29 protein-coding genes and 4 pseudogenes are annotated in these 24,121 nt (G+C 71.8%); 22 read left to right on the top strand and 11 right to left on the bottom strand.

The window, feature by feature from the left end:
- Window positions 1–38: 38 nt before the first annotated feature.
- Window positions 39–2,162, bottom strand: coding sequence for an elongation factor G (fusA, locus tag ACIO5E_RS16085; protein ID WP_400667755.1), 2,124 nt, complete (start codon window positions 2,160–2,162; stop codon window positions 39–41).
- A gap of 399 nt (window positions 2,163–2,561) precedes the next feature.
- Window positions 2,562–3,485, bottom strand: a complete 924-nt coding sequence (locus ACIO5E_RS16090) for a DMT family transporter (RefSeq protein WP_400667757.1) — start codon at window positions 3,483–3,485, stop codon at window positions 2,562–2,564.
- Window positions 3,486–3,534: 49 nt separating this feature from the next.
- On the opposite strand from ACIO5E_RS16090, the gene ACIO5E_RS16095 reads away from it, so the two are divergent.
- From ACIO5E_RS16095 to ACIO5E_RS16145, 11 genes and pseudogenes are all read left to right on the top strand, one after another.
- Complete coding sequence (locus ACIO5E_RS16095; protein WP_400667759.1) at window positions 3,535–4,098, top strand: MarR family winged helix-turn-helix transcriptional regulator; 564 nt, start codon at window positions 3,535–3,537, stop codon at window positions 4,096–4,098.
- 29 nt (window positions 4,099–4,127) lie between these two features.
- Window positions 4,128–4,673, top strand: coding sequence for a DUF6328 family protein (locus ACIO5E_RS16100; protein ID WP_400667761.1), 546 nt, complete (start codon window positions 4,128–4,130; stop codon window positions 4,671–4,673).
- 192 nt (window positions 4,674–4,865) lie between these two features.
- Window positions 4,866–5,528 (top strand): AAA family ATPase, encoded by a 663-nt coding sequence (locus tag ACIO5E_RS16105; protein WP_400667763.1) that lies wholly within the window; start codon window positions 4,866–4,868, stop codon window positions 5,526–5,528.
- Complete coding sequence (locus ACIO5E_RS16110; RefSeq protein WP_400667948.1) at window positions 5,525–6,151, top strand: AAA family ATPase; 627 nt, start codon at window positions 5,525–5,527, stop codon at window positions 6,149–6,151. The genes ACIO5E_RS16105 and ACIO5E_RS16110 overlap by 4 nt, the downstream gene beginning before the upstream one ends.
- Window positions 6,112–7,236, top strand: a pseudogene (locus tag ACIO5E_RS16115) (DUF885 domain-containing protein); the annotation flags it as partial. The gene ACIO5E_RS16110 and the pseudogene ACIO5E_RS16115, both read left to right, overlap by 40 nt.
- A gap of 296 nt (window positions 7,237–7,532) precedes the next feature.
- Window positions 7,533–8,306 (top strand): class I SAM-dependent methyltransferase, encoded by a 774-nt coding sequence (locus ACIO5E_RS16120; protein ID WP_400667764.1) that lies wholly within the window; start codon window positions 7,533–7,535, stop codon window positions 8,304–8,306.
- A gap of 168 nt (window positions 8,307–8,474) precedes the next feature.
- Window positions 8,475–8,630 (top strand): annotated as a pseudogene (locus ACIO5E_RS16125) (helix-turn-helix domain-containing protein); the annotation flags it as partial.
- An 18-nt stretch (window positions 8,631–8,648) separates the two neighbouring features.
- The gene (locus ACIO5E_RS16130; RefSeq protein WP_400667765.1) at window positions 8,649–9,263 is read left to right on the top strand and encodes a DUF5753 domain-containing protein; all 615 of its coding nucleotides are present in this window, start codon (window positions 8,649–8,651) and stop codon (window positions 9,261–9,263) included.
- Entirely contained in the window at window positions 9,248–9,457 is a 210-nt protein-coding gene (locus ACIO5E_RS16135; RefSeq protein ID WP_400667766.1) for a DUF397 domain-containing protein, read from the top strand. Before ACIO5E_RS16130 ends, ACIO5E_RS16135 begins: the two co-directional genes overlap by 16 nt.
- 125 nt (window positions 9,458–9,582) lie before the next feature.
- Complete coding sequence (locus tag ACIO5E_RS16140) at window positions 9,583–9,786, top strand: hypothetical protein (RefSeq protein ID WP_400667767.1); 204 nt, start codon at window positions 9,583–9,585, stop codon at window positions 9,784–9,786.
- A gap of 126 nt (window positions 9,787–9,912) precedes the next feature.
- On the top strand, window positions 9,913–10,704 hold the full coding sequence (locus ACIO5E_RS16145; protein WP_400667768.1) for an SDR family oxidoreductase: 792 nt from the start codon (window positions 9,913–9,915) through the stop codon (window positions 10,702–10,704).
- A gap of 25 nt (window positions 10,705–10,729) precedes the next feature.
- Here the strand turns inward: ACIO5E_RS16145 and ACIO5E_RS16150 are convergent, their stop codons facing one another.
- Window positions 10,730–11,671 carry an alpha/beta fold hydrolase gene (locus tag ACIO5E_RS16150; RefSeq protein ID WP_400667770.1) on the bottom strand — a complete coding sequence of 314 codons (942 nt, stop codon included), beginning with the start codon at window positions 11,669–11,671 and terminating at the stop codon, window positions 10,730–10,732.
- An 82-nt stretch (window positions 11,672–11,753) separates the two neighbouring features.
- Here ACIO5E_RS16150 and ACIO5E_RS16155 point away from each other — a divergent pair, with 82 nt between their 5' ends.
- From ACIO5E_RS16155 to ACIO5E_RS16165, 3 genes are all read left to right on the top strand, one after another.
- Window positions 11,754–12,407, top strand: a complete 654-nt coding sequence (locus ACIO5E_RS16155) for a TetR/AcrR family transcriptional regulator (protein ID WP_400667772.1) — start codon at window positions 11,754–11,756, stop codon at window positions 12,405–12,407.
- A gap of 164 nt (window positions 12,408–12,571) precedes the next feature.
- Complete coding sequence (locus tag ACIO5E_RS16160) at window positions 12,572–13,078, top strand: SigE family RNA polymerase sigma factor (RefSeq protein WP_400667774.1); 507 nt, start codon at window positions 12,572–12,574, stop codon at window positions 13,076–13,078.
- Window positions 13,079–13,143: 65 nt separating this feature from the next.
- Window positions 13,144–13,953, top strand: coding sequence for a hypothetical protein (locus ACIO5E_RS16165; protein WP_400667776.1), 810 nt, complete (start codon window positions 13,144–13,146; stop codon window positions 13,951–13,953).
- Window positions 13,954–14,017: 64 nt separating this feature from the next.
- Here the strand turns inward: ACIO5E_RS16165 and ACIO5E_RS16170 are convergent, their stop codons facing one another.
- Together ACIO5E_RS16170 and ACIO5E_RS16175 are read right to left on the bottom strand one after the other, a co-directional pair.
- Entirely contained in the window at window positions 14,018–14,497 is a 480-nt protein-coding gene (locus tag ACIO5E_RS16170) for a hemerythrin domain-containing protein (protein ID WP_400667778.1), read from the bottom strand.
- A gap of 286 nt (window positions 14,498–14,783) precedes the next feature.
- Window positions 14,784–15,134: a winged helix-turn-helix transcriptional regulator gene (locus tag ACIO5E_RS16175; RefSeq protein ID WP_400667780.1), complete on the bottom strand. Its 351-nt coding sequence runs from the start codon at window positions 15,132–15,134 to the stop codon at window positions 14,784–14,786.
- Between the two features lie 48 nt (window positions 15,135–15,182).
- On the opposite strand from ACIO5E_RS16175, the gene ACIO5E_RS16180 reads away from it, so the two are divergent.
- The gene (locus ACIO5E_RS16180) at window positions 15,183–16,070 is read left to right on the top strand and encodes an NAD(P)-dependent oxidoreductase (protein WP_400667782.1); all 888 of its coding nucleotides are present in this window, start codon (window positions 15,183–15,185) and stop codon (window positions 16,068–16,070) included.
- 141 nt (window positions 16,071–16,211) lie between these two features.
- Here the strand turns inward: ACIO5E_RS16180 and ACIO5E_RS16185 are convergent, their stop codons facing one another.
- From ACIO5E_RS16185 to ACIO5E_RS16200, 4 genes and pseudogenes are all read right to left on the bottom strand, one after another.
- Window positions 16,212–17,780, bottom strand: a complete 1,569-nt coding sequence (locus ACIO5E_RS16185; protein ID WP_400667784.1) for an AMP-binding protein — start codon at window positions 17,778–17,780, stop codon at window positions 16,212–16,214.
- Between the two features lie 162 nt (window positions 17,781–17,942).
- Window positions 17,943–18,230 carry an HAD-IA family hydrolase gene (locus tag ACIO5E_RS16190; RefSeq protein ID WP_400667950.1) on the bottom strand — a complete coding sequence of 96 codons (288 nt, stop codon included), beginning with the start codon at window positions 18,228–18,230 and terminating at the stop codon, window positions 17,943–17,945.
- Window positions 18,207–18,326: pseudogene (locus ACIO5E_RS16195) on the bottom strand (VOC family protein); the annotation flags it as partial. The gene ACIO5E_RS16190 and the pseudogene ACIO5E_RS16195, both read right to left, overlap by 24 nt.
- A gap of 78 nt (window positions 18,327–18,404) precedes the next feature.
- The gene (locus tag ACIO5E_RS16200) at window positions 18,405–18,653 is read right to left on the bottom strand and encodes a hypothetical protein (RefSeq protein WP_280677675.1); all 249 of its coding nucleotides are present in this window, start codon (window positions 18,651–18,653) and stop codon (window positions 18,405–18,407) included.
- A 561-nt stretch (window positions 18,654–19,214) separates the two neighbouring features.
- Between ACIO5E_RS16200 and ACIO5E_RS16205 the strand changes: the two genes are divergently transcribed.
- The 3 genes and pseudogenes from ACIO5E_RS16205 to ACIO5E_RS16215 all read left to right on the top strand — a co-directional run bounded on the left by ACIO5E_RS16205 (window position 19,215) and on the right by ACIO5E_RS16215 (window position 20,423).
- Entirely contained in the window at window positions 19,215–19,805 is a 591-nt protein-coding gene (locus ACIO5E_RS16205; protein ID WP_400667786.1) for a DUF5919 domain-containing protein, read from the top strand.
- A gap of 46 nt (window positions 19,806–19,851) precedes the next feature.
- Window positions 19,852–20,066, top strand: a pseudogene (locus ACIO5E_RS16210) (NUDIX domain-containing protein); the annotation flags it as partial.
- A gap of 156 nt (window positions 20,067–20,222) precedes the next feature.
- Window positions 20,223–20,423, top strand: a complete 201-nt coding sequence (locus tag ACIO5E_RS16215; protein ID WP_400667788.1) for a DUF397 domain-containing protein — start codon at window positions 20,223–20,225, stop codon at window positions 20,421–20,423.
- Between the two features lie 119 nt (window positions 20,424–20,542).
- Here the strand turns inward: ACIO5E_RS16215 and ACIO5E_RS16220 are convergent, their stop codons facing one another.
- Complete coding sequence (locus ACIO5E_RS16220; RefSeq protein WP_400667790.1) at window positions 20,543–21,043, bottom strand: hypothetical protein; 501 nt, start codon at window positions 21,041–21,043, stop codon at window positions 20,543–20,545.
- A gap of 430 nt (window positions 21,044–21,473) precedes the next feature.
- On the opposite strand from ACIO5E_RS16220, the gene ACIO5E_RS16225 reads away from it, so the two are divergent.
- From ACIO5E_RS16225 to ACIO5E_RS16235, 3 genes are all read left to right on the top strand, one after another.
- On the top strand, window positions 21,474–21,695 hold the full coding sequence (locus ACIO5E_RS16225) for a hypothetical protein (protein WP_400667792.1): 222 nt from the start codon (window positions 21,474–21,476) through the stop codon (window positions 21,693–21,695).
- A gap of 72 nt (window positions 21,696–21,767) precedes the next feature.
- Window positions 21,768–22,607, top strand: coding sequence for a transposase family protein (locus tag ACIO5E_RS16230; protein ID WP_400667794.1), 840 nt, complete (start codon window positions 21,768–21,770; stop codon window positions 22,605–22,607).
- A 100-nt stretch (window positions 22,608–22,707) separates the two neighbouring features.
- Window positions 22,708–23,373 (top strand): nitroreductase, encoded by a 666-nt coding sequence (locus ACIO5E_RS16235; RefSeq protein ID WP_400667796.1) that lies wholly within the window; start codon window positions 22,708–22,710, stop codon window positions 23,371–23,373.
- 116 nt (window positions 23,374–23,489) lie between these two features.
- Here ACIO5E_RS16235 and ACIO5E_RS16240 read toward each other — a convergent pair whose 3' ends face one another.
- Complete coding sequence (locus tag ACIO5E_RS16240) at window positions 23,490–23,897, bottom strand: polymorphic toxin-type HINT domain-containing protein (RefSeq protein ID WP_400667952.1); 408 nt, start codon at window positions 23,895–23,897, stop codon at window positions 23,490–23,492.
- Here ACIO5E_RS16240 and ACIO5E_RS16245 point away from each other — a divergent pair.
- A complete protein-coding gene (locus ACIO5E_RS16245; protein WP_400667798.1) occupies window positions 23,863–24,027 on the top strand; it encodes an RICIN domain-containing protein in 165 nt (54 codons plus the stop codon). The genes ACIO5E_RS16240 and ACIO5E_RS16245 overlap by 35 nt on opposite strands.
- The last annotated feature ends 94 nt before the right edge of the window (window positions 24,028–24,121 follow it).

Raw genomic sequence — 24,121 nt, forward strand, 5'->3', positions numbered from 1 at the left:
CCCGCCCCCGGCCGGGGTGGCGGGGGGCGGGCTGGTGCTCACGCGGTCGGTGCGGGGGCGTAGCCGGCCGGACGGGTGGTGAAGGTGCCGCGGCCCTGGGTGCGGCTGCGCAGCCGGGTGGCGTAGCCGAAGAGTTCGACCAGCGGTACCAGCGCGGTGACCTGCGCGGTGCCGGTGCCGGCCGTCGTGGTGGCCTGGACGTGGCCGCGGCGGGCGGCGAGGTCGCCGAGTACGGTGCCGAGCGCGTCCTCGGGGACGGTGGCGTTCACCTGGGCGAGCGGTTCCAGCAGGTGCAGCCGTCCGGTGCGCAGGGCCTCGCGTAGGGCCAGGCGGGCGGCGGTGCGGAAGGCGAGTTCGGAGGAGTCCTTGGGGTGGGTCGCCCCGTCGGTGAGGGTGACGGCGACTCCGGTGACGGGGTGGCCGGTGAGCGGGCCCTCGGTGAGGGCGTCGCGGCAGCCGGCCTCGACGGCGTGCACGTACTCGCGTGGGACCCGTCCGCCGGTGACGGTGGAGGTGAACACGAAGTCCCCTTCGGTGGTGTCGTGTTGGGCGGGGTGGGCTGATCGGTCGGGCTGGTCGGGCTGGATGGGCCGGTCGGGCTGGATGGGCCGGACGTCGAGGACGAGGTGGGCGAACTGGCCGGCACCGCCGTCCTGTTTGGCGTGCCGGTAGACGAAGCCGGACACGCCCTCGACCAGGCGCTCGCGCAGGGCGACCTGGGGGCGGCCGACCACGGTGTCGATCCCGTTGTCGCGGCGGATCTTCTCCACCGCGACCTCCAGGTGCAGTTCGCCCAGGCCGGAGAGGGTGCGCTGGCCGGTCTCGGGGTCGGTGCGCAGGCGCAGCGAGGGGTCCTCCTCGGCCAGGCGGGCCAGGGCGGTGGCGAGTTTGTCGGTGTCGGCGGTGTGGCGGGCCTCGACGGCGACGGTGACCACCGGTTCGGCGCTCACGGGGGCCTCCAGGAGGATCGGGCGGGTGGGTGTGCACAGGGTGGCGCCGACGCGGGCGGCCTTGGGGCCGATCACGGCGACGATGTCCCCGGCCAGGGCGTGGTCGGTCTCGGTGTGGCGGTCGGCCATCACGCGCAGGATGCGGGCGACGCGTTCGGTGCGTCCGGTGGTGGTGTCCAGCACGGTGTCCCCCCGGTGCAGGGTGCCGGCGTAGACGCGCAGGTAGGTGAGGCGGCCGGTGGGGGCGGCGTTGACCTTGAACGCCAGGGCGGTGAAGGGCTGTTGGGGGTCGGGGGCGCGCTGTTCCTCGGTGGTGTCGGTGGTGGTGCGGGCGCCGCGGACGGGTGGGACGTCCAGCGGGGAGGGCAGGTAGGCGGTGACGGCGTCCAGGAGCGGTTCGATGCCGCGGTTGCGGTAGGCGGAGCCGCACAGCACCACGACGGCCTCGCCGGTGCGGGTGAGGTCGCGCAGGGCGGCGGTCAGGGTGGCGGCGCTGAGCGTTCCGTGGGAGCAGAACTCCTCCAGGGCGCCGGGGTGCAGTTCGGCGACTTTCTCCTCCAGGGTGCGGCGCCGGGCTGTCGCCTCGTCTGCGAGGTGCGCGGGCACCGGGCCCTGCCGCATGTCCGTCTGTCCGTCCGGCCAGGTGAGCGCGCGCAGGTGGAGCAGGTCGACGACGCCGGTGAAGGCGTCCTCGGCGCCGATCGGCAGTTGGACGGCCAGCGGGAGCGGGTGCAGGCGCTCGCGGATGGAGGCGAGTGCGGTGTCCAGGTCGGCGCCGGCGCGGTCGAGTTTGTTGACGAACGCGATCCTGGGCACGCCGTGGCGTGCGGCCTGGCGCCAGACCGACTCGCTCTGCGGTTCGACGCCGGCCACTGCGTCGAACACCGCCACGGCGCCGTCCAGGACGCGCAGCGAGCGTTCGACCTCGTCGGCGAAGTCGACGTGGCCGGGGGTGTCGATGAGGTTGATCCGGTGTCCGTCCCAGGCACAGCTGACGGCGGCGGCGAAGATGGTGATGCCGCGGTCGCGTTCCTGCGGGTCGAAGTCGGTGACGGTGGTGCCGTCGTGGACCTCGCCGCGCTTGTGGGTGGTGCCGGTCAGGTAGAGGATCCGCTCGGTGACGGTGGTCTTGCCGGCGTCGACGTGGGCGAGGATGCCGAGGTTGCGGACGGCGGCGATGGTGGCGGTGGTGTCGGTGGTGTCGGTGCGCATGGCCCGGTGCCTTTCGAAGTGACCCGTGGGTCAGGGGTGGGCGGGCGCGCGATTGTGCCGACGGATCGTCAGATGGGGTGTCACGAAAGGCCGTTGTGGCGATTTCCATGCGGTCAGACGGTCGCGGCGGTCCCCCGGTGCCGGCCGCGCAGCGGGCACCGGAGGGCCGGGGACACCAGGATCACCTCGTACCGCGACGCGGGGGAGACGGCGGCGGCGCTGCGCTTCGGCACGGCCGGTCCCTCCCTCTCGCCTTGTCGTCACGGGAGCGCGCCGGGGCCCTCGGGGCGGCGGCGCGCATCTGCGTGGCGAGTGTAGGGAAGCCGGGGCGGGCGCGGCACCGGGTTTTCGGTGCCGCGCCCGCCCTTGGCGGGGGCCGTCGCGTGAGGGCCGGGCCGGCTAACTCGTCGGCCGTCGTCCCGACGGCACCGCCGGGCTCCGGCCGCGGCCCGTCGGTCCTGCGGCGGGTGCGGGCGGCCGGGTGCGGGGGCGGCCCAGGAGGACGCCGGCCAGGACCAGGGCCAGTCCGCACAGTCGGCGCGCGCCGAGCCCCTCCCCCGCGAGCGCGACGCCCAGCAGGACGCCGGCGAGCGGGTTGAGCAGGCCGAGCAGGCCGACCGTGCCGGCCGGCAGGTGGCGCAGGCCCGCGAACCAGAGGGCGAAGGCGAGCGCGGTGGCCACCAGCGTGACGTAGCCGAAGGCCGGCAGCGTGCGGGCGTCCATCGCCGGGGGCGCGCCCTCCACGACGGCGGCGACGGGCAGCAGCATCAGGCCGCCGGCGGTCAGTTGCCAGGACGTGGCGGCCAGCGGGTCCGCGCCGTCGCGCCAGCGGGCGGCCAGCACGTACCCGACGCAGGAGACCAGCATGGCCGCCACCGACGCCGCCAGCCCCGCCCCGTCGACCGCGCCGCCGGCGCCGAGCAGGGTCAGCGCCACCCCGCCCAGGCCGACCACCGCGCCGGCCAGGTGGGCGCGCTGCGGGTGCTGGCCGGCCAGTGCCCAGGCGGTGAGCAGCATCGCCAGTGGGGAGGCGGCCATGACGGTGGCGGCGGTGCTGGTGGGCAGCCGTTGGGAGGCGAGGTAGAGCAGGACGAAGAACACCGCGGTGTTGAGCAGTCCGAGCAGGGCGCTGCGCCACCACCAGGGTCCGTGCGGGCGGCGGCGGGCCAGGGCCAGCAGGAGCAGTCCGGCCGGCAGGGCCCGCAGGGCCGCGCCCCACAGGGGGCGGTCGGCGGGCAGGTAGGCGTGGGTGACGTAGTAGTTGGCACCCCAGGCGAGCGGTGCGACCGCGGTCAGCAGGACCCACCGCAGATTGGCTTCCATGGAAGGCAATATACCTTCCCGGGAAGGTAGTGGCGGTAGGATGGCCGCCATGGAGCACCACCAGCACCAGCACGCCCAGGTGGGCACCCAGCCGGGCCCGGACGCCGACCACGTGGCGCTGATCCAGGCCGCGTGGCGGCGCGAACGCCCCGACCTCGACGTCTCCCCGCTGGCCGTCATCGGGCGCCTGCACCGCCTCGCCGCCCGCCTGACCGGCGAACTCACCCTGGTCTACGCCCGCTACGGCCTCAGCGAGGGCGAGTTCGACGTCCTGGCCGCGCTGCGCCGCGCCGGCGCCCCCTACGAGCGGGCGCCCGGCGAACTCGCCGCCCACACCATGGTCACCACCGGCGCGATGACCAAGCGGATCGACCGCCTCGAACGCGCCGGACTGGTCACCCGCCGCCACGCCGAGGACGACCGGCGCGGGCGCGTCGTCGCCCTCACCGACGCCGGCCTACGGCTGATCGACGAGGCGTTCACCGCGCACGTGCGCAACGAGCACCGCCTGCTCGCCCTGCTCTCCCCCGAGGAGTCCGCCGCCCTGCGGTCCCTCCTCACCACCTGGCAGCAGCGCCTGGACGGCACCCGGCCGGGCGCCGCGGACGGCTGACCGCGCGGCGGGCCCGCAGAATGTGACCCATGACCAGCACCCCGCAGCCGTCCCAGCCCGAACCCCGGCCCGAACCCGAGCCGCAGTCGCAGCCCGCCGCCCCGGCGGCGTTCGGACCGGAGAGCCCGGGAGCCCGGGCCGACCGGCGGCTGGTGGAGCTGCTGCAGGAGCTGCGGGTGCTGCAGACCGGCGTGCAGATCGTGTTCGCGTTCCTGCTCGGGGTCGCCTTCACCCCGCGCTTCGCCGAACTCACCGACGGCCAGCAGGACATCTACGTCACCACCCTGCTGCTGGCCGTCATCTCCTCGGCCGTGTTCGCCACCCCGGTGGCGCTGCACCGCGGGCTGTTCCGCCACCCCGGCAAGGCGCGGATCGTCAAGGTCTCCGTCCACATCGCCCAACTCGGCCTGCTGCTGCTCGCCGGCGCGCTCACCGGCGCCGTCCTGCTGGTGCTGGACGTCGTCCTCGGGGGCGGCACGGCCGTGGCGATCACCTGCGTGGTCGCGCTGATCTTCGCCGGGCTGTGGTTCGTCCTGCCCTGGGCAGTGCGCCGCCCGCTGCGGGACGCCGACTGACCCGCCCCGCTTCCCGTCACCCGCGCCACGCCGGCGGCAAGCGGACGCGGGTGACGGACGGGACCGGGCCGGGGCCGGCTGTCGGGCGCCGGGGGCCAGGCCGGGGAGGTGCACACCTCCCTCACCCCTCAGAGCCCACCCGCACCCGAAACCGCTTACCGCCCCGCCCGGACAGGCGGGTACCGTGCCCGGATGCACAGCAACGACAGCGACGGCAGGGGCAGCACCGCAGGCGGCGGGGACGGCGGCTGCGGGGACGGCGGCGCGCCCGCCTGGGACGTCCTGCTGCTCGGCGGGGCCTCCGGCATCGGCAAGAGCCGCGCCGCCGCCCACCTCGCCCGGTGCAGCGGCGCGTTCGTGGTCGAGTTCGACGACGTCGTCGCCGCCCTCCACGCCGCCACCACCGCCGAGGGCCACCCCGGCCTGCACCACTTCGACGCCCTGCCCGACCCCGACGCGCTGCCCGCCGACCGCGTCCTGGAGCTGCAGATCGCCACCGCCCGCGCCCTGGAACCGGCCCTGCTCGGCGTCGTCCGCAACCGCCTCACCGTCGACGTGCCCGCGATCGTCGAAGGCGACTACCTCACCCCGGCCGCCGCCGCCCGCATCGCCGCCGAGGCCGCCGGGCGGGGCCGCCGCGTGCGCGCGGTGTTCCTGCACGAGGGCGACCCGGCCCGGATCAGCGCCAACTACGGCCGGCGGGAACCGGATTGCGGCCCGCAGGAGCGCCGCGCCGCCGTCAGCGCCCGCTACTCGACCTGGCTCGCCGACCAGGCCCGCACCCACCACCTGCCCGTCCTGGACTGCCGCCCCTACCCCACCCTGGCCGACCGCCTCCACCACACCCTCGCCTGACGCCCGGGCCGGGGCGCCGCCCCTTCCCGGCCCTTCCCGCCGAGAATGGGGACGAGGGCCGGCACGCACCGGCCGCGCCGGAAAGGGGACGAGCGGTGCTGATCGTGGTGAGCGGCGGGCCGGGCAGCGGGAAGACGACGCTGGCACACGCGCTGGCGCAGGCGGTCGGCTGCCCGGCGGTGTGCCGGGACGAGCTGAAGGAGGGCCTGGTCCACGCGGGCACCTGCGCCGGGAACCCGAACGAGGTGGTGCGCGCGGCGTTCTTCGACGTCCTGGGAGTGCTGGTGCGCGCAGGGGTGAGCGTGATCGCCGAGGCCGCGTTCCAGGACCGGCTGTGGCGCCCCGGCCTGGCACCGCTCGCCGCGCACACCGAACTGCGCATCGTGCGCTGCCAGGTGGACCCGGCGGTGGCCCGCGAACGACTCCGGACCCGCCTGGCAGCGGACGGCCGCCGAAGCGCCCACGCCGACCGGGACCTGCTCGCGGCCCCGCCCGGAGCGGGCAACCTGCTGGACGACTTCACCCCGCTGTCCCTGCCCGTGCCGCGCCTGTGCGTGGACACCACCGACGGCTACCGGCCGCCGCTGGCGGACATCACCGCCTTCGCCGCCCCACAGTCCTGACGGCCGCCTGTCAGGCCACCGCCGCCGTCGCCGAGTTCCGCAACTGGCTTCGCGACATCTACGCCCCCGCCACTGCCGACACCCCGGACGCCGTCGGACGGGATCGGTACCGGCTCGCCGTGCGTCACCACACCGGCGCCGAGCTAGACCTGGACGAGGCCTACACCTGGGCCTGGAGCGAGTTTCACCGCACGGCCGCCGAAATGCGGGCTGAGGCTGAACGCGTGCTGCCCGGGGCCGGCGTCCTCGACACCATGGACCACCTTGAGCGGCACGGCCACACGGTCAAGGGCGAGGAGGGGATCCGCGACTGGTTGCAGGAGATCATGGACGAGGCGATCGAGGCCCTCGACGGCACCCACTTCGACATCTCCGGACCGGTGCGAAAGGTGGAGTCCCGGATCGCCCCGGCCGGAAGCGCTGCGGCCCCGTACCACTCCGGCCCCAGCCTGGACTTCAGTCGACCCGGGCGCACGTACCTGCCGACTCTCGGCCGGAACGCGTTCCCGACCTGGCAGCTCGTCACCACCTGGTACCACGAGGGCGTCCCCGGCCACCACCTGCAACTCGCCCAGTGGGTCGCCCTCGCCAACCGGCTGAGCCGCTACCAGACCACGCTGGGCATGGTCAGCGCCAACACCGAAGGCTGGGCCCTGTACGCCGAACGCCTCATGGACGACCTGGGCTTCCTCACCGACCCCGCCCACCGCCTCGGCTTCCTCGACGAGCAGATGCTGCGCACCATCCGGGTGATCATCGACATCGGCATGCACCTGGGCCTGGCCATCCCCGCCGACACGGGCTTCCACCCCGGCGAGCGCTGGACCCCGGACCTTGCCACGGAGTTCATGGCCACCTACAACGGCAGCCCCACCGAACTGCGCAGCAGCGAGATCGTCCGTTACCTCGGCTGTCCCGGTCAGGCCATCGGCTACAAGCTCGGTGAGCGCGCCTGGCTGAAGGGGCGCGAAGCCGCCCGCCGCCGACTGGGCGCAGCGTTCGACCTCAGGGCCTGGCACATGAAGGCGCTCTCCCTCGGCTCGCTCGGTCTCGATGACCTGGTCGACCACCTCGCCGCACTGTAGGCGCGGCAGCAATGGACCCCGTTCCACGAGGATGCCGACCGCCGGAACGGGGTCCGCTCGCGCTTTTCCTCGAGCTCTGGTTGAGGCGGAGAGCACGGTGGTCAGGGTGGGGCGGTGATCAGTCCGGTCTCGGCCAGGCAGCCGTCTATGAGGTGGGACCGCGGCGCCCCCAGGTGCGGGCACTTGGCGGCGTCATCGAGACCCCGGCCTCGTCCTCGAAGACCAGCCAGGCTCCAAGCGCCGCCACCAAGGGTCACCGAGTATTGCCAAGCGGTGTCCGTCCCGGACGTGCCAAGATGCTCGACATGTCTGCTCGTGCACTGAGCTTCGGCGCGATCGCGGAAGCCTACGAAAGGTTCCGGCCGGGATATCCCGAAGAGCTCTTCGACTTGGTGATGACGTATGCGGGCCGGCCGGTTCGGACGGCCTTGGAGATCGGTGCAGGGACAGGCAAAGCAACCCGCCTGTTCGCGGGGCACGGGGTCATGGTCACGGCGTTGGAGCCCGACGCTGCCATGCTTGCCGAGCTGAACAAGACGGTGCCTGCGAACGTGACGACCGTGCGGGCCGCGTTCGAGGACCTGCGGCCACGTGAACCCTACGGGTTGGTCTATGCGGCGTCTGCCCTGCATTGGACACGCCCGGAGGGTCGATGGTCGAGGGTGGCAGCGCTCCTTGAGCCGGAGGGTGTGTTCGCCTCATGCGGTGCCCCGGTTCAGCTGGCTGACCCAGCTGTCGAGGAGTCGGTGCGTGCTGCACGGGCGCCGTTCCTGGAAAGCGATGAGGTTCCCTCTCCCGACGGGACTGCTCCGGAGGAGGAGATGCAGTGGCCGGGTACGGAACTGCAACGGTCTCAGCTGTTCCTTGACGTTCAGCAGTCCGTCATCGAGCGGCGCTTGACGATGAGGTCTGCTGACTACATTGGTTACCTGTCGACCGTCTCGGCGTATCTCCAGCTGCCGCAATCGAGGCGACAGCAGGCGTATGACGCGATCACGCAGGTCCTGCCCGAGACAGTCGAGATCGCTGCCGACATCATCGTCCATCTCGCGCGCCGGCGATCCGAGTAGGGGCGACATTCCTCCTTCGGGACCATCACGAGTCTCGGCCCGGCACCCACCGCAGTCATCCGAGATCGATACTCCCGTTCGAGCGACACTGCTCAAGATCGGAACAGCAACGGCCACTGAGCGAACTGTCGCTCGCCCAGCCTCGGCGGCGACTGGGGCCCCTTTGGGATCCAACTCCGCAGGTCACGCGAGGCAAAGGGCCTCACTCAGGCGCAGCTCGCGCGCAAGGTCGGGCATGACCCGTCGTACGTCTCGTTCGTCGAACTTGCGCAGCGACCGCCGAGTGAGAAATTTGCCATCAAGGCCGATGCGGTCCTGGAGACCGGCGGCACACTGCAGTTGATGTCCTGGCAACTCCGGCACACGGCCTTGGTTCCGGGCTTTCCGGAGTACGCCAACTACGAGTCTCGCGCGGAGAAGATCAAGCTCTTCGAGCTCAACGTCATCCCGGGGCTCCTGCAAACCCGGCCTTACGCGACCGCTTGGGAGCAGGGCAACCTCCGACGAGGAACCGTCACACCAGAACAGGCCCAGGAGCGAATCGAGTTTCTGCTCGCCCGACAGAACATCTACGACCGTGCACCGCCACCACTTCTGCATGTGGTGATGGACGAGAGCTGTCTCAGGCGGCCAATTGGCGGCCGAGACATCATGATCGAGCAGCTGCTCCATATCGAACAGCTGGCCAAGCGGCCCAACATCATCATTCAAGTGGCCCCGTACTCGCTGGGCGAGGACAGGCCATTCACCCGCCTGGTGCACCTCCTTACCATGCCCGGACGCAAAATGCTCGCTTACGGCGAGACCGAGCAGCGTGGCTACATCGATCGAGATGCTGAAACGATTGCTGCGCTGGTCGACGACTACGATCGACTCGTGGTCGAGGCCCAGAGCCAGGCCGACTCAGTAGCCATGATCCGTGCGGTACGGAGGGACTTTGAATGGATGTCGACCTGACTGACGCCCGTTGGCGAAAGAGCTCACACAGCGGCAGCGGCGGCACATGCGTCGAGGTCGCCGACGGCTTCACCGACGTGATGCCCGTGCGCGACTCCAAGGACCCCCACGGCCCCGCCCTCCTCTTCCCCTCCGCCGCCTGGCAGTCCTTCGTCTCGGCCGTCCGCACCGGCGAGTTCGACGCCCGCCGCTGAACCCGAACTCGCGGTACCGTCCCGGCCGGCTGCCACCGCGCGGTGGCAGCCGGTGGAGGGCCGCCTGCGCCTGGCCGCCTACGTCCTGGCCGGTTGCCGAACTCGCCATCGCCATCGCGGCGGCCGTGCACGGCGACGGCGACCTGGCCTCGGCGGTGGACACCTACGAACAGACGATGTTCACCCGCGGCGCCCACTGGGCCTGGGTCTCGGCCGACAACCTCAGCCGGTTCATCGCGCCCGACCCGCCGCTGTCGACGTTCGGCCTGCCGATCGTCCCCGGCAACGACGGCGGCACTGACCCGGACCGGGGCCGCCTGGACGGGTAGTTCCGGGACCGGGCGGTATCAGCGGCCCGGCCCTGGGCAGGGATGGAGGATGTCCGGCACCGGGCCGCGACAACCGGAGACCGGCCCCGGACTTCCGGCCGGGGCGGCACGAGGGAAGAGGCGATCGTGGGACAACTGGACAGCAGGACCGCACTGGTGACGGGCGGCTCGCGCGGGATCGGGCGCGCGGTCGCCCTGCGGCTCGCCGCCGACGGGGCGCTGGTCGCGGTGCACTACGGCAGCAACCAGGCCGCCGCCGAGGAGACCGTGGCACTGATCGCCAAGGCCGGCGGCCGGGCCTTCACCGTGCAGGCCGGGTTCGGCGAGAGCGGCGCGGTGGACCGGCTGTTCGAAGGCCTCACCGCCGGACTCGCGGAGCACGGCGCGGACCACGGCGCCGGCAGTCTGGACATCCTGGTCAACAACGCGGGCATCCACTCGATCGGCTCGATCGGACAGCTCACCGAGGAGGAGTTCGAACGGCTGCTCACCGTCAACGTGCGCACGCCGCTCTTCGTGATCCAACGGGCCCTGCCACTGCTGCGGGACGGCGGGCGGATCGTCAACATCGCCTCGGCCGCCACCCGGATCGCCCTCCCCATCCAGATCGGCTACACCGTCACCAAGGCGGCACTGACGGCCCTCGGCGCACCGCTCGCCAACGAGCTCGGCCGACGCGGGATCACCGTGAACACCGTCAACCCCGGTGTCATCCGCACCGACATGACCGCCGGATTCTCCACCACCCCCGAGGCGTTGGCCGAACTCGAATCGATCACCGCACTCGGACGGATCGGCGAACCGGAGGACGTCGCGGACGTGGTGGGCTTCCTCGCGGGCCCGCAGGGCCGCTGGGTGACCGGCCAGACCATCGACGCCTCCGGCGGCACCTACCTCGGCCCGATCCCCGCCCAGTAACCCCCGACCCCGGGCAGCGTCCACCTCAGCGGGGGCGCGACGGACGAGGTCGCGGGTCGCCGGCCGGATCGGCGACCGGGTCGGCGACCAGATCGGTGATGAACTGCAGCAGGTGCTCATTGACCAGGTCGGGGCGTTCCAGGTTCAGTCCGTGGCCGGCTCCTTGCACGATCTCGGCCCGGACTCCCGGGATCAGCGCGGTGACCCTCTTCAGCACCTGGTGCGGCCGGAGCAGGGCGCTGCGGCTGCCCACCAGGACGAGGGTGGGCAGCCGGATGGAGCTCAGTTCCTCGTCGGTGAACGGCCTGGCCGCGGGGCGGGTGTTCGGCTTGTAGGTCCGCATGCCCAGCATCAGGGGGGCGATCATCTCGGGTGGTGCGCTGAGGGCGGGGTTGGCGAGCAGCCGTCCCAGCGCGGGGCGCAGGCGCCGCGGGGCGAGCATGGCGAACAGGCCGCCGATCATGTGGGCGTAGAACCGTGCGGGGACCTCCTCGATCCCGCCGGGGTCCAGCGGCGCGATCGACGCGAGGCGCTCGGGTGCGTGGACGGCCTGGTTGAGGGTCAGCCAGCCGCCGTAGGACAGGCCGACCAGGTGGATCCGTTCCAGTCCGAGGCCGGCGAAGACCTCGCTGAGCCAGGCCGCGTTCTCCGTGGAGCCGGCGGCGACGGCGCGTTGGACGCTGCGGCCGGGGTCGTCGAGGGTGTCGATCGCGTAGACCGGGTGGTGCTCGCCCAGGGCGGCGATCTGCGGGTACCAGTTGGACGGGTGTCCGGCGTGGCCGTGCAGCAGCACGATCGGTTCGCCGCTGCGGGGTCCGTAGTGGTGGACGTGGACGGTGCCGTAGGTGGTTTCGACGTCGAGTTCCCGACGGGGGCTCGGCCACAGCTCCATCGCCCGGTCGTAGGCCGCAAGGAACTTCGCGCGGGCTTCCTCGCTGACGAAGTGTCCGATGCCTGTCCTGGTCATGTTCCCTCCCGGTGCACGAGATGCACGAAACAGCAGCACTTGATGGTATGTTTGTACCATAAAAACGTTTGAAGGGAGCCCGATGCCGAAGCTGGTGGATCACGAGGAGCGGCGGGCCCACATCATCGACGCGCTGCTCCGCTCGGCCGCGGACAGCGGGCTGCACGCCGTCACCATGCGGTCCGTCGCGGTCGAGGCGGGCGTCTCGGTACGGCTCGTGCAGTACTACTTCGATACCAAGGAGCAGTTGCTGCTCGCCGCCCTGGCCCGCCTGGCCGTCCGCATGGGCGAGCGGATCCGCGACCGCGTGAGGACGGCCGGGTCCTCGACGGCTCCGCGCGACATCATCGAGGCGGTCCTGCTCGAAGCCGTGCCGACCGACGAGGAGAGCCGGACCTTCCACCTCGTCTACACCGAGTACGCGGTGCTCTCCGTCACCGACCCCGCACTCGCCGGCCAGTCGTTCCTCTCGGCGCCCAACGAGATGGAGGACTTCCTGGTCGGCCTGCTGACCGCCGCCCAGCAGGCCGGGGACACCGATCCGCGCATGGACGCCCGTCAGGAGGCCGTCGTCCTGCTGGCGGCCTCCGCCGGCCTCGGCCTGAGCGTCCTGCTCGGCCAGCGGACGGCGCAGGACGCGGCCGCGGTCCTGCACTACCACCTCGGCCGGCTCTTCCCCGGTTCGCGGGCCTCCGACGGCTCCGGCGGCTCCGGCGGCTCCGGCTCCGGTGCCTGATCGACCGCGTCGACTTCCTCGGCTGACACCCGCCGCCGCCCGCCGCCGCCTCCGCACCGCCCGGTGAAGGAGAAGGCGTCCCGTCCGCGCGACATCCCGACGCCTCACGTAGTCATGAGGGGTATGCACGGGGATCACAGCACAAGGGAACAGGCGGGAACCGAGTGAAATCAGCACAGGAGGATGAGTACCTGGAGTTCGTGGCCACGAGGGCGAAGGCGCTGTACCGCTCGGCGTACGTCCTCGCGGCCGGCGACTCGCATCTTGCCGAGGACCTGGTCCAGGAGACCCTCAGCCGGGTGTACGTGCACTGGAACCGGGTGGCCGGTGCGGACAACCCGGTGGCCTACGCCCAGACGGTTCTGGTCCGCACCTTCCTCAGTCTGCGGCGTCGGCGGAGCACCGGCGAGCGCCCCATCGCGAACATGCCCGACGGTGCGGCGTCCGGCCCGGACACCGCGCTGCGGCTCACCCTGCTGGACGCGCTCGGCCAACTCCCGCCCCGCGACCGGGCGGTGCTCCTGCTGCGCTACTGGGAGGACCGCAGTATCGAGGAGACCGCCCGGATGCTCAGGCTGAGCAGCAGTGCGGTCCGTTCCCAGGGCACCCGTGCACTCGGCAGGGTGCGGGCGTTGCTCGGCGACAGCCTGTCCGACCTGGTTCCGCACTGAACAGCGTGCCCGCGGGTCGAATCCGTCACAACCCTCCCATCAGCGACAGAAAAGGTGACACCGGCATGCCGTTCGAAGCAGACCTCGCCCATGCCCTGGACCGCACGACCGACTCCCTCGAACCCGATCTCACCACGCTCCTGAGCGGGGCCGTCGAGCGCGGGCGCAGCCGTCGGCGTCGGCGCACCGCCGGCGTCGTCGCCGGGGTCGGGGGCGCCTGCGCCGTGATCGTGGCGGCCGGTCTGGTGATCCCCGGCGTGCTCGCCGGGACCCGCTCCGCGGGATCCGACATCGAGCCGGCGGCGCTGGCGATGCCGCGTTCCGCGGTCACCGACACCCAGATGATCGAGGCCGTGGAGATGATGTTCCCCGGGGCCCGGTTCAGCCAGGAGCACGGGCAGAGCAACAACCCCTCGGATCCGTCCGCCGGGCTCGTCGCCAACGGTGCGGTGGTCGTCGACGACGGGCACGGCCTCGCCTCGGTCGGCGTCTCGGCGCTGCGGCTCAAGCTGCCGCTCAGGGACGGCGACGGGCTGAGCTGCGACCAGAAGAAGTCCGCGCGTGCCGCAGGTGACACCTGCACGTTGAGCGAGCTGCCGAGCAGTGCCGCGATTCCCGGCGGGGCCGTGGTGATGTCGGAGCGGAACGCGGCCAAGCACCCGGCCGGTGCCGACACCGCCCACCGCTGGACGGTGACGGTGACCCTGAAGTCGACCGGCGCGCAGATTCAGCTGGTGCAGTGGAACAGCACCGGCGGCGGCAGTGGCGCCGACGAACCGAAGCCGACCCGCGCCACTCCCCCGCTCTCCGAGCAGCAGGCGGTGGCCGCACTCACCGGTGCCGTCTGGGCGCCGGTCCTCGGTGCCGTGGGCTGACCCGTTGCACTGCGGGGTTCGGGCTGCGGGCGTTCGTCACCGCCCGTCCACCGGAGGGGTGCTGTCAGCCGAAGCGGAACACCCTGTCGGACCAGCCGGTGTCGGGCACTGCGCTGTCGAGGGCCTCGCTGATCGTCCGCTCCTCGTAGGCGAAGTGGGATTCCAGGATCGCCGCGAGTCCGTCGAGTTCGCGCCCGACCGCCTCCAGCCCCTCGCCGGGCGACTCGGCCGCGTGGTCGGCGAGTTCGCGGACCCTGGTCAGGATGGCGGTGATCATCTCGTGGTCCTCGACGAGCTTGGCGACCGTCCCGGCGAGTTCGGGGCGTTCGCGCACGAGGTGGGCGAACGCGCCCTCGTCCTCGCCCTGGTGGTGCGCCGTCAACGCGGTGCAGAAGGCCAGGCAGTGGGTGCGCAGTGTGTCGTCGTCCGGGCTGCGTCGTCCGATTCCCGTCCTGATCCGGCCGATCCGGCGACGCAGTTCCTGGTGTGCTTGGGAGAGCTGAACGCTCAGGGCGACCGCACGGTCGCCGTCATGGGAGGCCACGGGGGGCGGTCCCTTCGGTTCCGCACCTCCATGCCTGACGCAGTCCGTCACCGGCACGCGATGCTGGCGCCATCCGACCACGCACCGCGGCGCCGCGGCAAACGCCGTCGCGGCGGCGCGGCGGCGCGGCGGCGCGGACGTCGGCCCGGCGCTGCGGGCTGATCGGCCCCGAGTCGGGCGGTGGCCACTTTTTAGTGGGTACTTGTCGGCGCGCGGGGGCGAGGCGAACCTGGTGGTGGGCGGTCGCGGGGCTGCCGGGTCCACGCGAGACGGGGGTGTCGAGGTATCAGGAGGCCGATCGGGCCTCGGCGAGCTTCTCCAGGCGGCGATGGCCCCAGTCGGAGACGGGGGCCAACGCCTCCGAAAGCTCGCGGCCGAACGCGGTCAGGGAGTACACCGTTTTCAGCGGCAGCCCGTCGTGCACCTCCCGGTGCACCAGCCCGTCGGCCTCCATCTCGCGCAGCGCCTGGGTCAGCACCTTCTCGCTGAGGCCCGGCAGCAGCCGGCGCAGCTCGCCGGGGCGGTGCGGACCGGACTCCAGCAGCCACAGGAGAACGGTCTTCCACTTGCCGTCGATCACGGCGATCGCGGCGGTCACTCCGCAGACATTCGTCTCCTGGGCACGGCTGCGCGTCATCCTCGTCCCGTTCGTCACTGTATGCCGATATTTCAAGGGAGTTGTTTCATGTCCCCTCACGACGGACAGTCTGCCGTCACCGTGCTCGGTCTGGGTCCGATGGGTCGGGCCCTGGCCGGGGCGTTCCTGGATTCCGGTCTGCGGACCACGGTCTGGAACCGGACGCCGGGCAGGGAGCGCGAACTGGTCGAGCGGGGCGCGATCGGCGCCCGGTCGGCCCAGGAGGCGGTCGCCGCGAGCGCTCTGACCGTGCTCTGCGTGGTGGACTACGACGCGGCCGACGCCGTGCTGCGGCCGGACGTGGTCGCCGGTGCGCTCAAGGGGCGCACGGTGGTGAACCTGAGCGCCGACACCCCGGCCCGGGCCCGGGCCACCGCGGCCTGGGCGACCGGGCACGGCATCGGGTACCTGGACGGCGCGATCATGACGCCGACCACGACCATCGGGACGCCGGCCGCGGTGTTCATCCACAGCGGCCCGCAGGAGCTCTACCGGGAGCACCGGCCGGTGCTGGACGCGCTGGGCGGCACCCACACCCACCTCGGGGAGGAGATCGGGCGGGCGGCGGCCTACGACATCGCGCTGCTGGACGTCTTCTGGACCGCGATGGCGGGTTATGCGCACGCCCTGGCGGTGGCGCGGGCGGAGGGTGTCACCGCGCGGGAGCTGGCGCCGTTCGCCCAGGGCATCGGCGCGATCCTGCCGCCGCTCTTCGAGCAGCTCGCGGAAGGAGTGGACGGCGGCGGTTTCTCCGGCGAGGGCAACCCGCTCACCTCGGCGGTGTCGTCCATGGCCCACATCGTCCACACCTCGGAGGGCCACGGCATCGACGCGGGCGTGATGCGCGCGGCCGAGGGCATGGCCCGCCGCGCCATCGGGCTGGGCCACGGCGAGGACGGGTTCATCCGCATCGCGGAGGTCCTGGGCCGGCGCTGAACGCAGGGCCGGCGCGGGGGCGGGGGCGGGAACAGGGCTGCGCGGGAAGGGGCCGGGCGGGAACGGCATCGGGCGCAGGCGCGCGCGGGAAGTCGGCCCCGCCGACTTCCCGCGCCGTCCGGTTCCCCCCGGGGGGTGCCCTCAGCCCGCCGCCAGCTCGCGCAGCCGCTTCTTGTCCGGCTTGCCGACGGACGTCAGCGGGATCGCGTCCACGAGGTGCAGGGCCTGCGGCGCGTAGATGCGCCCCTTGCCCGCCGTGACGAACGCGCGCAGGTCCTCCAGCTGCGGCCGCCGCCCCGGCGCCGGGACGACGGCGACGTGGACGTGCTCGGCCTCCTGGGCGTCGCGCACGCCGAAGACCGCGCACTGGGCGATCGCGGGGTGGGTGAGGAGCAGGTCCTCCACCTCGGAGGGGTAGACGTGCCCGCCGACCACGATGATCGTGTCCTTGAGGCGGTCGGCCAGGTAGAGGTAGCCGTCCTCGTCGAGGTAGCCGATGTCGCCGGTGTCCAGCCAGCCGTCGCGCAGGACCTCGGCGGTGAGGTCGGGCCGCTTCCAGTACCCGGCCATCAGGGTGGCCGAGCGCACGAAGATCCCGCCCTGCTCGCCGGCCGGCAGTTCGGTGCCGTCGGCGGAGCGGATCGCCACCTCGACGCCCGGCAGCGGGCGGCCGACCGCGACCTGGCCGCCGCGGCCGATGCGGTCGTGCTCGTGCGGGGCGAGCATGGCGATGTTCTGTGCCTCCGACATGCCGTAGCCGCTCGCCAGGATCGGCCCGAACACCTTGAGCGCCTCGCGCACCCGGGTCGGTGAGGCGGCGCAGCCGCCGTAGGAGATGCGCCGCAGGCTGGACAGGTCGGTGCGGCCGATCGCCGGGTGGTCGAGCAGTTGGTAGAGCAGCGGGGGCAGCACCCACAGGTCGGTGATGCGTTCGCGTTCGACGGCGGCGAGCACCGCGCCGGGGTCGAAGGCGCGCTGGAGGACCACCGTGCCGCCGTGGTGGAGCGTCAGGTCGGAGTAGATCCCGGCGAGGTGGGCGAGCGAGGTGGCGGCGAGGAAGCGGGGCGCGCCGGTGTCCGCGCCGCCGCCCCACGGGATGTCGAAGACCCGCCGGTAGGGGCCGTGTTGGCTGAGGACGCCCTTGGGGATGCCGGTGGTGCCGCCGGTGTGGCGGATGCCGAGGTCGTCGTGCGGGCCGACCCGGACGGCGGGCGGTTCGGCGGGGTGGTGGGCGGCGGCGGCGATCACGTCCTCGCCGGCCGCCGCCGCTCCCGGGCCCAGGGCGAGGACGGTGGGCACGTCGACCAGCGGGAGCAACTCGGCTGCCACCGCGTTGCGTTCGGCGTCGACGAGCAGGACGGCGGTGTCGACGCTCGCCACGATCTCGGCCAGGACCGGGGCGCTCATGCCGTCGTACAGGCTGACCACCCGCGCGCCCGCCAGGCCCGCCGCATAGCGGGCGCTCAGCGCCTCGGCGGTGTTGCCGGTGAGCAGGGTGACGGTGGCGCCGCGGGCCGCGCCGCGGGCGAGGAGTTCGTGGGCGAGGCGGTAGGTGGCGGCGGCGAAGTCGCCGGCGGTGATCTCGGTGCCGTCGGCGGTGGTGAGGGCGTGCCGGTCGGGGTCGGCGGCGAGGGACTGCAGGATCAGGGCGGGGGCGCTGACGAATTCCTGGTCAGCCGTGGCCGCTTCTTCCTTGTAGTGTGCAACCATATCCTCACCCTAACCCCATCCCCCGCTCGTTTCAGGGCAGTTCGGCCCCGCCTGTCTCCCCCGCCCGTCTCCCCGGCGCGGCCTGCGGGTGCGGGGGGAGAGACGGGCGGGCGGAGCGGCGGGGGCGGGGCGGCCGAGCCCGGCCGGGGCCCCGCGCACGGTTCAGTCGTCGAGGGTGTCGAGGTCCGCCGCCAGGGCGTCGAGGCCGCGCAGGACGCGGATGCCGTCCGCGGCCGGGGGGCCGGAGGCGGTGCGGTCGAGCCAGTAGGCGCGCAGCCCGGCGTCGCGGGCGCCTTCGGCGTCCAGGGTGTACTTGTCGCCGACGTGGGCGACCTCGTGCGGGGCCAGGTCCAGGGCCGCGCAGCCGGCGCGGAAGACGCCCGGCGCGGGCTTGGCCTCGCCGTGCTGGTCGGAGCAGACCAGCGGCGTGGTCTTCGGACGCAGGCACAGGCGGAACCTGTTCTTGATCGTCTTCGGTTCCGGCACCTGGTTGAAGTGCAGCAGCGGGCCCTCCGGGAGCATCACCTCAGTCTCCGGATCACCCGGGTGTTGCTGTCACGCCAGTTGAACCCGGCGAGGAGAGCGGCGGCGAAACACGCCCACCAGAGCAGGCGGGCGGCCAGATCAGTCGTCATACGTCAGGCGCTCGTAACGCAGACCCTTGCGCAGCAGGTCGACGACGCGGAGGAGTTCGGACGGACGGGCCGAGCCCAGGCTGATCAGGTAGCACCCGGTCATCCGCCCGTGCTCCCAATCCACTTCCACCGACGGCAACTTCACCCCGCCGAGGGCAAGGACGGTGGTCAGGTCGTCGACGACGTCGGCCGCATCCCGCCGCTGATCGGCGGTGGCCCGGTTGAGGATGGACCCCATCACGCCCCCACCCGCCGCCGCACCTCGAACCCCCGCCACGCCTGATACGCGACCGTGAACGAGCTGAAGGAAGCCAGCTCACCCGAGGCGCCGCTACGCAACCACTCCCCCGTCGTCTCGTTCCGCACCCGGTAACACCGGCCCTCCGGGTCCCAGCGGACCCCGTAGCCGTGGAGTCGGGGCGAGGTGCCAGCTTGGCTAACCACGCCCCCGCCTCCCCCAGGACTCACTTCATTGATCGCGTCTGATTCCATGTGCACGACTCCCTTCACGCGGCTTTCACGAGAATCATCGGCACCCAAACGGCCTATAGGTGTTCCATCTCGAAGACAACTGCCACGTCTTGGCACTAGCGTCCAAGAAAGCCCAAACGTCTCAGGATTCCTCTTGAACACTGCGCTCCAGCAAGGTATGACCGCTGCGCACCTATCCCCCCGTCAACTGGCTGCCCGGGTCGGTGTTACACCTAAGACAGTGGAACGCTGGCTCTCTGATGCATCGCTGGTGCCGCATCAGCGGAACCGCATCGATGTCTGCGCGGCTTTAGGGGTTGATGAACGAGTGATCTGGCCCAACACCGTCCGGGCGAACGTCAAGACCGGGCACGACCGGGAGGTGTTCGCCGTCTACCCGTACAGATCGGCCTGCCCGCAGTCGGTCTGGGCGCAGCTGATCGCCGAGGCCCGGTCCGACGTGTTCCTCGCCGGCTACACCAACTACTTCGTCTGGCTGGAGCAGCCCGCCCTGTTGCAGACCCTTCGGCGCAAGGCCGAGGGCGGCTGCCGGGTCCGCTTTCTCCTCGGGGATCCGGACTCCGACACGACGCGCCAGCGCGAGCAGATCGAGGACGTCGCCCTCACGGTGTCCACCAGGATCAGGGTCACCTTGGAGAACCTGGCCAAACTCTCCGGCTCCGAGTGGGTCGAGGCCCGCTTCAGTGCTCCGGACGACGGCCCGAACCACGTCGGCCTCTCTGTCTTCCGATTCGACGAGCACGCCCTCGTCACACCCCATCTCGCCCGCGCCGTCGGCCACGACTCGCCACTGATGCACCTGCGGCGCAGCGAGGAGAACGGTATGTTCGACCGCTTCGCCGAGCACATCGAGGAACTCTGGTCCCGGGGCCGCGACATCCGCACCGGCCCGCACTGATGGCTGCGGCGCCGCCCACGACGAAACCCCTGCCCTCCTGCTGCCCATGAGCAACCATGCCGAGTCGCCCAACCCAACACCGCTGCACTCCGTATCCGTCGCGGGGGCGGTCGTCCGCGCGGACGGGCGCGTGCTGGCGATCCGCCGGGCCGACAACGGGACCGGGGAGCCCCGGGCGGGGTGCTGGAGCTGACCGAGACCGTCGAGGACGGCCTGCGCCGCGAGATCTTCGACGAGACCGGGATCAAGGTCGGCGTCGACATGAGCGAGGTCTACGCCGTCCGCATCCGCTCCCACGACGGCCACCGCCTCGCCGCCCCCAAGCACCCCGCGTGAGAAGTCGACCCCGCCGACTTCTCACGCCGACCGTACGGTGGCTGCCAGTTGGCACCGCCCGATCAGGACGCAACCGCGTTGATGAGCAACCACCCCACCACCTGGCGCAAGAGCAGCTACAGCGGCCAGGGCGGCGATTGCATCGAGGTCGCCGACGGCTTCACCGATGTGCAGCCCGTCCGGGACTCCAAGGACCCCGATGGGCCCGTCCTCCTCTTTCCCTCCCCCGCCTGGCGGGCCTTCGTCACCGCCGTCCGCGCCGGCGAGTTCGACGCCCGGTAGCAGCGACTCCTGGGCGGGGAAAAGGAACTGGCCTATGCCGCTGAGCCGACAGCTTGTGTGCGCGTGACTGCCTTGTCTCGGCCGTCCAGTCACCCATGGAATCCGTATGCCCGTGTGCGTCAGCGGTTCGGAGCGCTGGAGGCCAGGCGGACGGCGTCGGGCAGCAGGTGGAGCTCGTAGGGCGTGTAGCAGTCCGACATCTCACCTCCGACCACGACGCCGCAGCGGCAGGCGCGGTTGGGTGGGCCGTCGCCGGGGGCTCCGCAGCAGCCGGGTGGCCCGCTCGTTGTCGCGTGCCCGGTGATGCCGGTCCCGTCCTCGGGGTGCAGGACGAAGGTGTTCCGGGGTCCGGCCGAGACGACGACCATTCCGTCGAAGTCGCTGATGCACGGGCCGCCGGGGTAGGCGGCGGGGCAGTCGTCCTGGTCCTCGGCCGGGACGAACGGCGGTCCGTGCGGCTCAGGATCGACGGCGTAGTGGCCGCGGGGCACGGTGGGCGGGGCCTGTCGCCAGCCGTTGACGAGCTCGCCCTCGAACACGTGCCGGGCAGGAACCGCCGGGAGGAGCTCAAGGTCAGGCGTGAGAGCCTCGCCGCAGACGGCGCAATGAAAAATCGTCATCGCGGCATGTCTACAGCGTCGGCCCGCACGTCACAACACGATTCCGTTCCCCCGCCGGCGGGGGCTCGCTGGTCGGCCGTCACGCGGCCGAGAACGGACCCGTCGCGCCCCGCCGAACGCCCCTCGCGGGAAGTTCGGCACGACCGGCTTCCCATTCCCCGGGGATGCGCGGCCACGGAACGTCCGTGCCAGTGGGCGGGGCGAGGCGGGTGGTTGTGCCGAGGTGCCCCGGCGGACGGATCCGCCGGGGCACCTCCGGTCAGGTCAGCGACGAGATGCGCATGCGGCTGCACATCACGAAGCCCTGGTGGTCTCCGTCCGCTTCGCCCCGGCGGGGAAGTCATGGTAGGACTTCGCCTTGACGACCTTGTCGGCGAAGTCCTTCAGAGAGCCTGCGCCATCTTGAAGTTGGCTGGTGGGAGGGGCTGGCGTGACTCCGTTCCAGTCGGCGCTCCCGCCGGACTACCAGCGCATCCTCGCCGTCGTCCGGCAGGCGGGCGCCCCGGTCATGGTCCGGCAGGTCGGCGAGGTGCTCGGCCTGGACACCGGCATCCGGGGCAAGCTGGAGCCGCTGCGCGGGAAGCTGACCAAGCTGGCCGAGCGCGGCTGGCTGCGCAAGTTCCCCGACGGCCGGTGCTCCACCCGTCCGTGACCCGCGGCGGCCGCCTGGCCGTAGGTCTGGTTCTGGCGTAACCAGGTTGCCGTCGACGGCAGTTGGGATTGTGTGACCAAAACCGAAGAGCCGACCGGGGACACCGTCCCCCTTGTCTACAAGTGCCGTCTGCCGCTGTCCACGAGCACCGTCACCCACCTCGCTGACCTGCTGCGACGCCATCTGAAGGCGATAGGTTCACGCTGGCGGGCCCTGCCGCCGGGCCGGATCGCGGTGATCGTCCTGGCCGTTCTGCGGCACGACCAGCGCCTGGCCGACATGGCCGGCGGCAACGGCGTCTCCGCCACCACCGTCCGCCGCTGGCGCGACGAGCTGATCGGCCTGCTGGCCGCGAAGGCCCCACGGCTGGACCGCGCTCTGAAGAACATCGCCAAACGGGGCGGCGAGGTCGTCCTGGTCGACGGCACCCTCATCCCCACCCAGCGCCGTACCGGCAAAGACAACCGCCCGAACTACTCCGGCAAGCACCACCGCCCCGGCCTGCGCTTCCTCGCCCTGACCGACGAGAAGGGCCGACTGGTCTGGATCTCGGCCGCCCGCCCCGGCCGCACCCACGACATCACCGCCGCCCGCCGCGACCACCTGCGCGACGCCGGGCTCGGTGCGCTGGCAGACCCCGGCTTCCTTGGCCTGGACGACGACCCCGACGACCCCGTGGTCGTCACCGGCTTCAAGGCCACCCGCGCCCGCAAGCTCACCCTTGGCCAGAAGGTGGCCAATCGTATCCTCGCGGCCGGACGCGCCCCAGTCGAACACGGCTTCGCCCACCTGAAGAACTGGCGGATTCTCACCAAACTCCGCACCGCCCCCGTCCGCGCCACCGAGCTCCTGCGCGCCCTGCGCGCCCTGCTCGTCCTGCTCGTCCTGACCAACCTCGAAGTCGCCCGCTGACAGACGATCCACACGGCAGACTGCGCCCACCACCAAGAACTCCTTGTGCGTGCTGAAGGGGTAGAGAGGTGGTTGTCGCTGAGCGAGAGGACGAGAAGACATGGATGTGTATGAAGCCGTGGACAGCCGCCGGGCCGTGCGGGCGTTCAGCGATGAGCCGGTACCCAAAGGGGTACTCGAACGAGTCCTGGCCGCGGCAACGAGGACTCCGTCGAGTGGGAACCTCCAGCCGTGGCATGTGTATGTCGTGACCGGCGAGCCCTTGGCCGAACTGAAGAAACGCGCGACGGCCCGGGCACTGGCGGGAGACCCGGGCGATGAGCGGGAGTATCCGATGTACCCGGCCGAACTGACCTCGCCGTATCTGGATCGCTTCTCCGCCGCGGCCGCCCAGCGGTACAAGGCGCTGGGAATCGAGCGCGACGACCCCGACAGGCCCACAAAGATCGCCGCCTTGAACTCGGAGGCGTTCGGGGCGCCGGTCGTGCTGTTCTGCTACCTCGACCGGACGATGGGGCCCGGCCAGTGGGGGGACGCGGGAATGTACTTGCAGACGGTCATGCTATTGCTGAGGGCGGAAGGGTTGCACAGCTGCCCCCAGGTGATGTGGACGATGTACCGAAAGACCGTCAGCCACATAGTCGGAGCCGATGACAGGCTCGCACTGTTCTGCGGTGTCGCGGTGGGATTCGAGAAGGAAGGCGTGCCGCGGCTGCGTACCGGGCGGGCGGACATGACGGAGACGGTGAGCTTCATCGGAGTGTGACCGTTCGCCGGTTCCGGCCCGTCTGCGCGGACGGGCCGGAACCGGCGAAAGACCCCCGGCAGATGATCTGGAGGCCAGACTGCCGCCCGCCACCAGCGCGAGCCCCCGGAACGGAGTCACGCCAGCCCCTCCCACCAGCCAACTTCAAGATGGCGCTGGCTCAGAATATCGAAGGTGCCCGTGTTCCAGTCCTCCGTGGCACCGAGGGCGAGACGCGCCGGGCAGTAGACGTCCGCGTTGTGCGCCAGCACCGGTGTGTCGCCCGCCACCGCGTAGTACGTGTGCAGGTCCTCGACGGTGAGGTTGTAGGCGGGCTGGAGGGTGTTCCAGTGCCGGATGTCCTCGATCCGCTGCGGCCGGCCGGCGGGGTCCCGGAGTGCTTGACCGGTCTTCAGGTCGGCGGCGTCGAGCCAGGTGCGCTGGTCCTCGGACCAGAACGGGTGGTGGTCGGTGCTGGTGAGCGACCCCCCGTTCTCCAGGGTGGTGTCGGTGTCGCCGCCGTCTTGCTGCCCGCGGGTCGACACCAAGGGCTACCAGCTCCGCAACACCTTCAACAACCGCTGCCTCGCCCTCCCCTCCTGGCAGGAAAACGGCGCCCCCGCCAAGGTGTGGGACTGCGTCCCCGCCTTCGACGACCAGGTCTGGAAGTTCTGACCCCCGCCACACCCCACCAGGGCGGAGCGGGGGCGACGGCCTTGAACCGGTCCACGGTGAGCGCCGGGGTGCCCGGAGGCATCCCGGTCCCGTC

This window comes from Kitasatospora sp. NPDC087314 (assembly GCF_044744365.1).
Classification (GTDB): Bacteria; Actinomycetota; Actinomycetes; order Streptomycetales; family Streptomycetaceae; genus Kitasatospora.

Bases quoted from the DNA above. Each gene is read 5' to 3' on its own strand.
- ACIO5E_RS16130 (WP_400667765.1), top strand. From the start codon at position 8,649: ATGTCCTGGCAACTCCGGCACACGGCCTTGGTTCCGGGCTTTCCGGAG.
- ACIO5E_RS16120 (WP_400667764.1), top strand. From the start codon at position 7,533: ATGCTCGACATGTCTGCTCGTGCACTGAGCTTCGGCGCGATCGCGGAA.
- ACIO5E_RS16135 (WP_400667766.1), top strand. From the start codon at position 9,248: ATGGATGTCGACCTGACTGACGCCCGTTGGCGAAAGAGCTCACACAGC.
- ACIO5E_RS16165 (WP_400667776.1), top strand. From the start codon at position 13,144: ATGCCGTTCGAAGCAGACCTCGCCCATGCCCTGGACCGCACGACCGAC.
- ACIO5E_RS16150 (WP_400667770.1), bottom strand. From the start codon at position 11,671: ATGACCAGGACAGGCATCGGACACTTCGTCAGCGAGGAAGCCCGCGCG.
- ACIO5E_RS16180 (WP_400667782.1), top strand. From the start codon at position 15,183: ATGTCCCCTCACGACGGACAGTCTGCCGTCACCGTGCTCGGTCTGGGT.
- ACIO5E_RS16095 (WP_400667759.1), top strand. From the start codon at position 3,535: ATGGAGCACCACCAGCACCAGCACGCCCAGGTGGGCACCCAGCCGGGC.
- ACIO5E_RS16090 (WP_400667757.1), bottom strand. From the start codon at position 3,485: ATGGAAGCCAATCTGCGGTGGGTCCTGCTGACCGCGGTCGCACCGCTC.
- ACIO5E_RS16185 (WP_400667784.1), bottom strand. From the start codon at position 17,780: ATGGTTGCACACTACAAGGAAGAAGCGGCCACGGCTGACCAGGAATTC.
- ACIO5E_RS16105 (WP_400667763.1), top strand. From the start codon at position 4,866: ATGCACAGCAACGACAGCGACGGCAGGGGCAGCACCGCAGGCGGCGGG.
- ACIO5E_RS16155 (WP_400667772.1), top strand. From the start codon at position 11,754: ATGCCGAAGCTGGTGGATCACGAGGAGCGGCGGGCCCACATCATCGAC.
- ACIO5E_RS16100 (WP_400667761.1), top strand. From the start codon at position 4,128: ATGACCAGCACCCCGCAGCCGTCCCAGCCCGAACCCCGGCCCGAACCC.
- fusA (WP_400667755.1), bottom strand. From the start codon at position 2,162: ATGCGCACCGACACCACCGACACCACCGCCACCATCGCCGCCGTCCGC.
- ACIO5E_RS16215 (WP_400667788.1), top strand. From the start codon at position 20,223: ATGAGCAACCACCCCACCACCTGGCGCAAGAGCAGCTACAGCGGCCAG.
- ACIO5E_RS16220 (WP_400667790.1), bottom strand. From the start codon at position 21,043: ATGACGATTTTTCATTGCGCCGTCTGCGGCGAGGCTCTCACGCCTGAC.
- ACIO5E_RS16175 (WP_400667780.1), bottom strand. From the start codon at position 15,134: ATGACGCGCAGCCGTGCCCAGGAGACGAATGTCTGCGGAGTGACCGCC.
- ACIO5E_RS16200 (WP_280677675.1), bottom strand. From the start codon at position 18,653: ATGGGGTCCATCCTCAACCGGGCCACCGCCGATCAGCGGCGGGATGCG.
- ACIO5E_RS16235 (WP_400667796.1), top strand. From the start codon at position 22,708: ATGGATGTGTATGAAGCCGTGGACAGCCGCCGGGCCGTGCGGGCGTTC.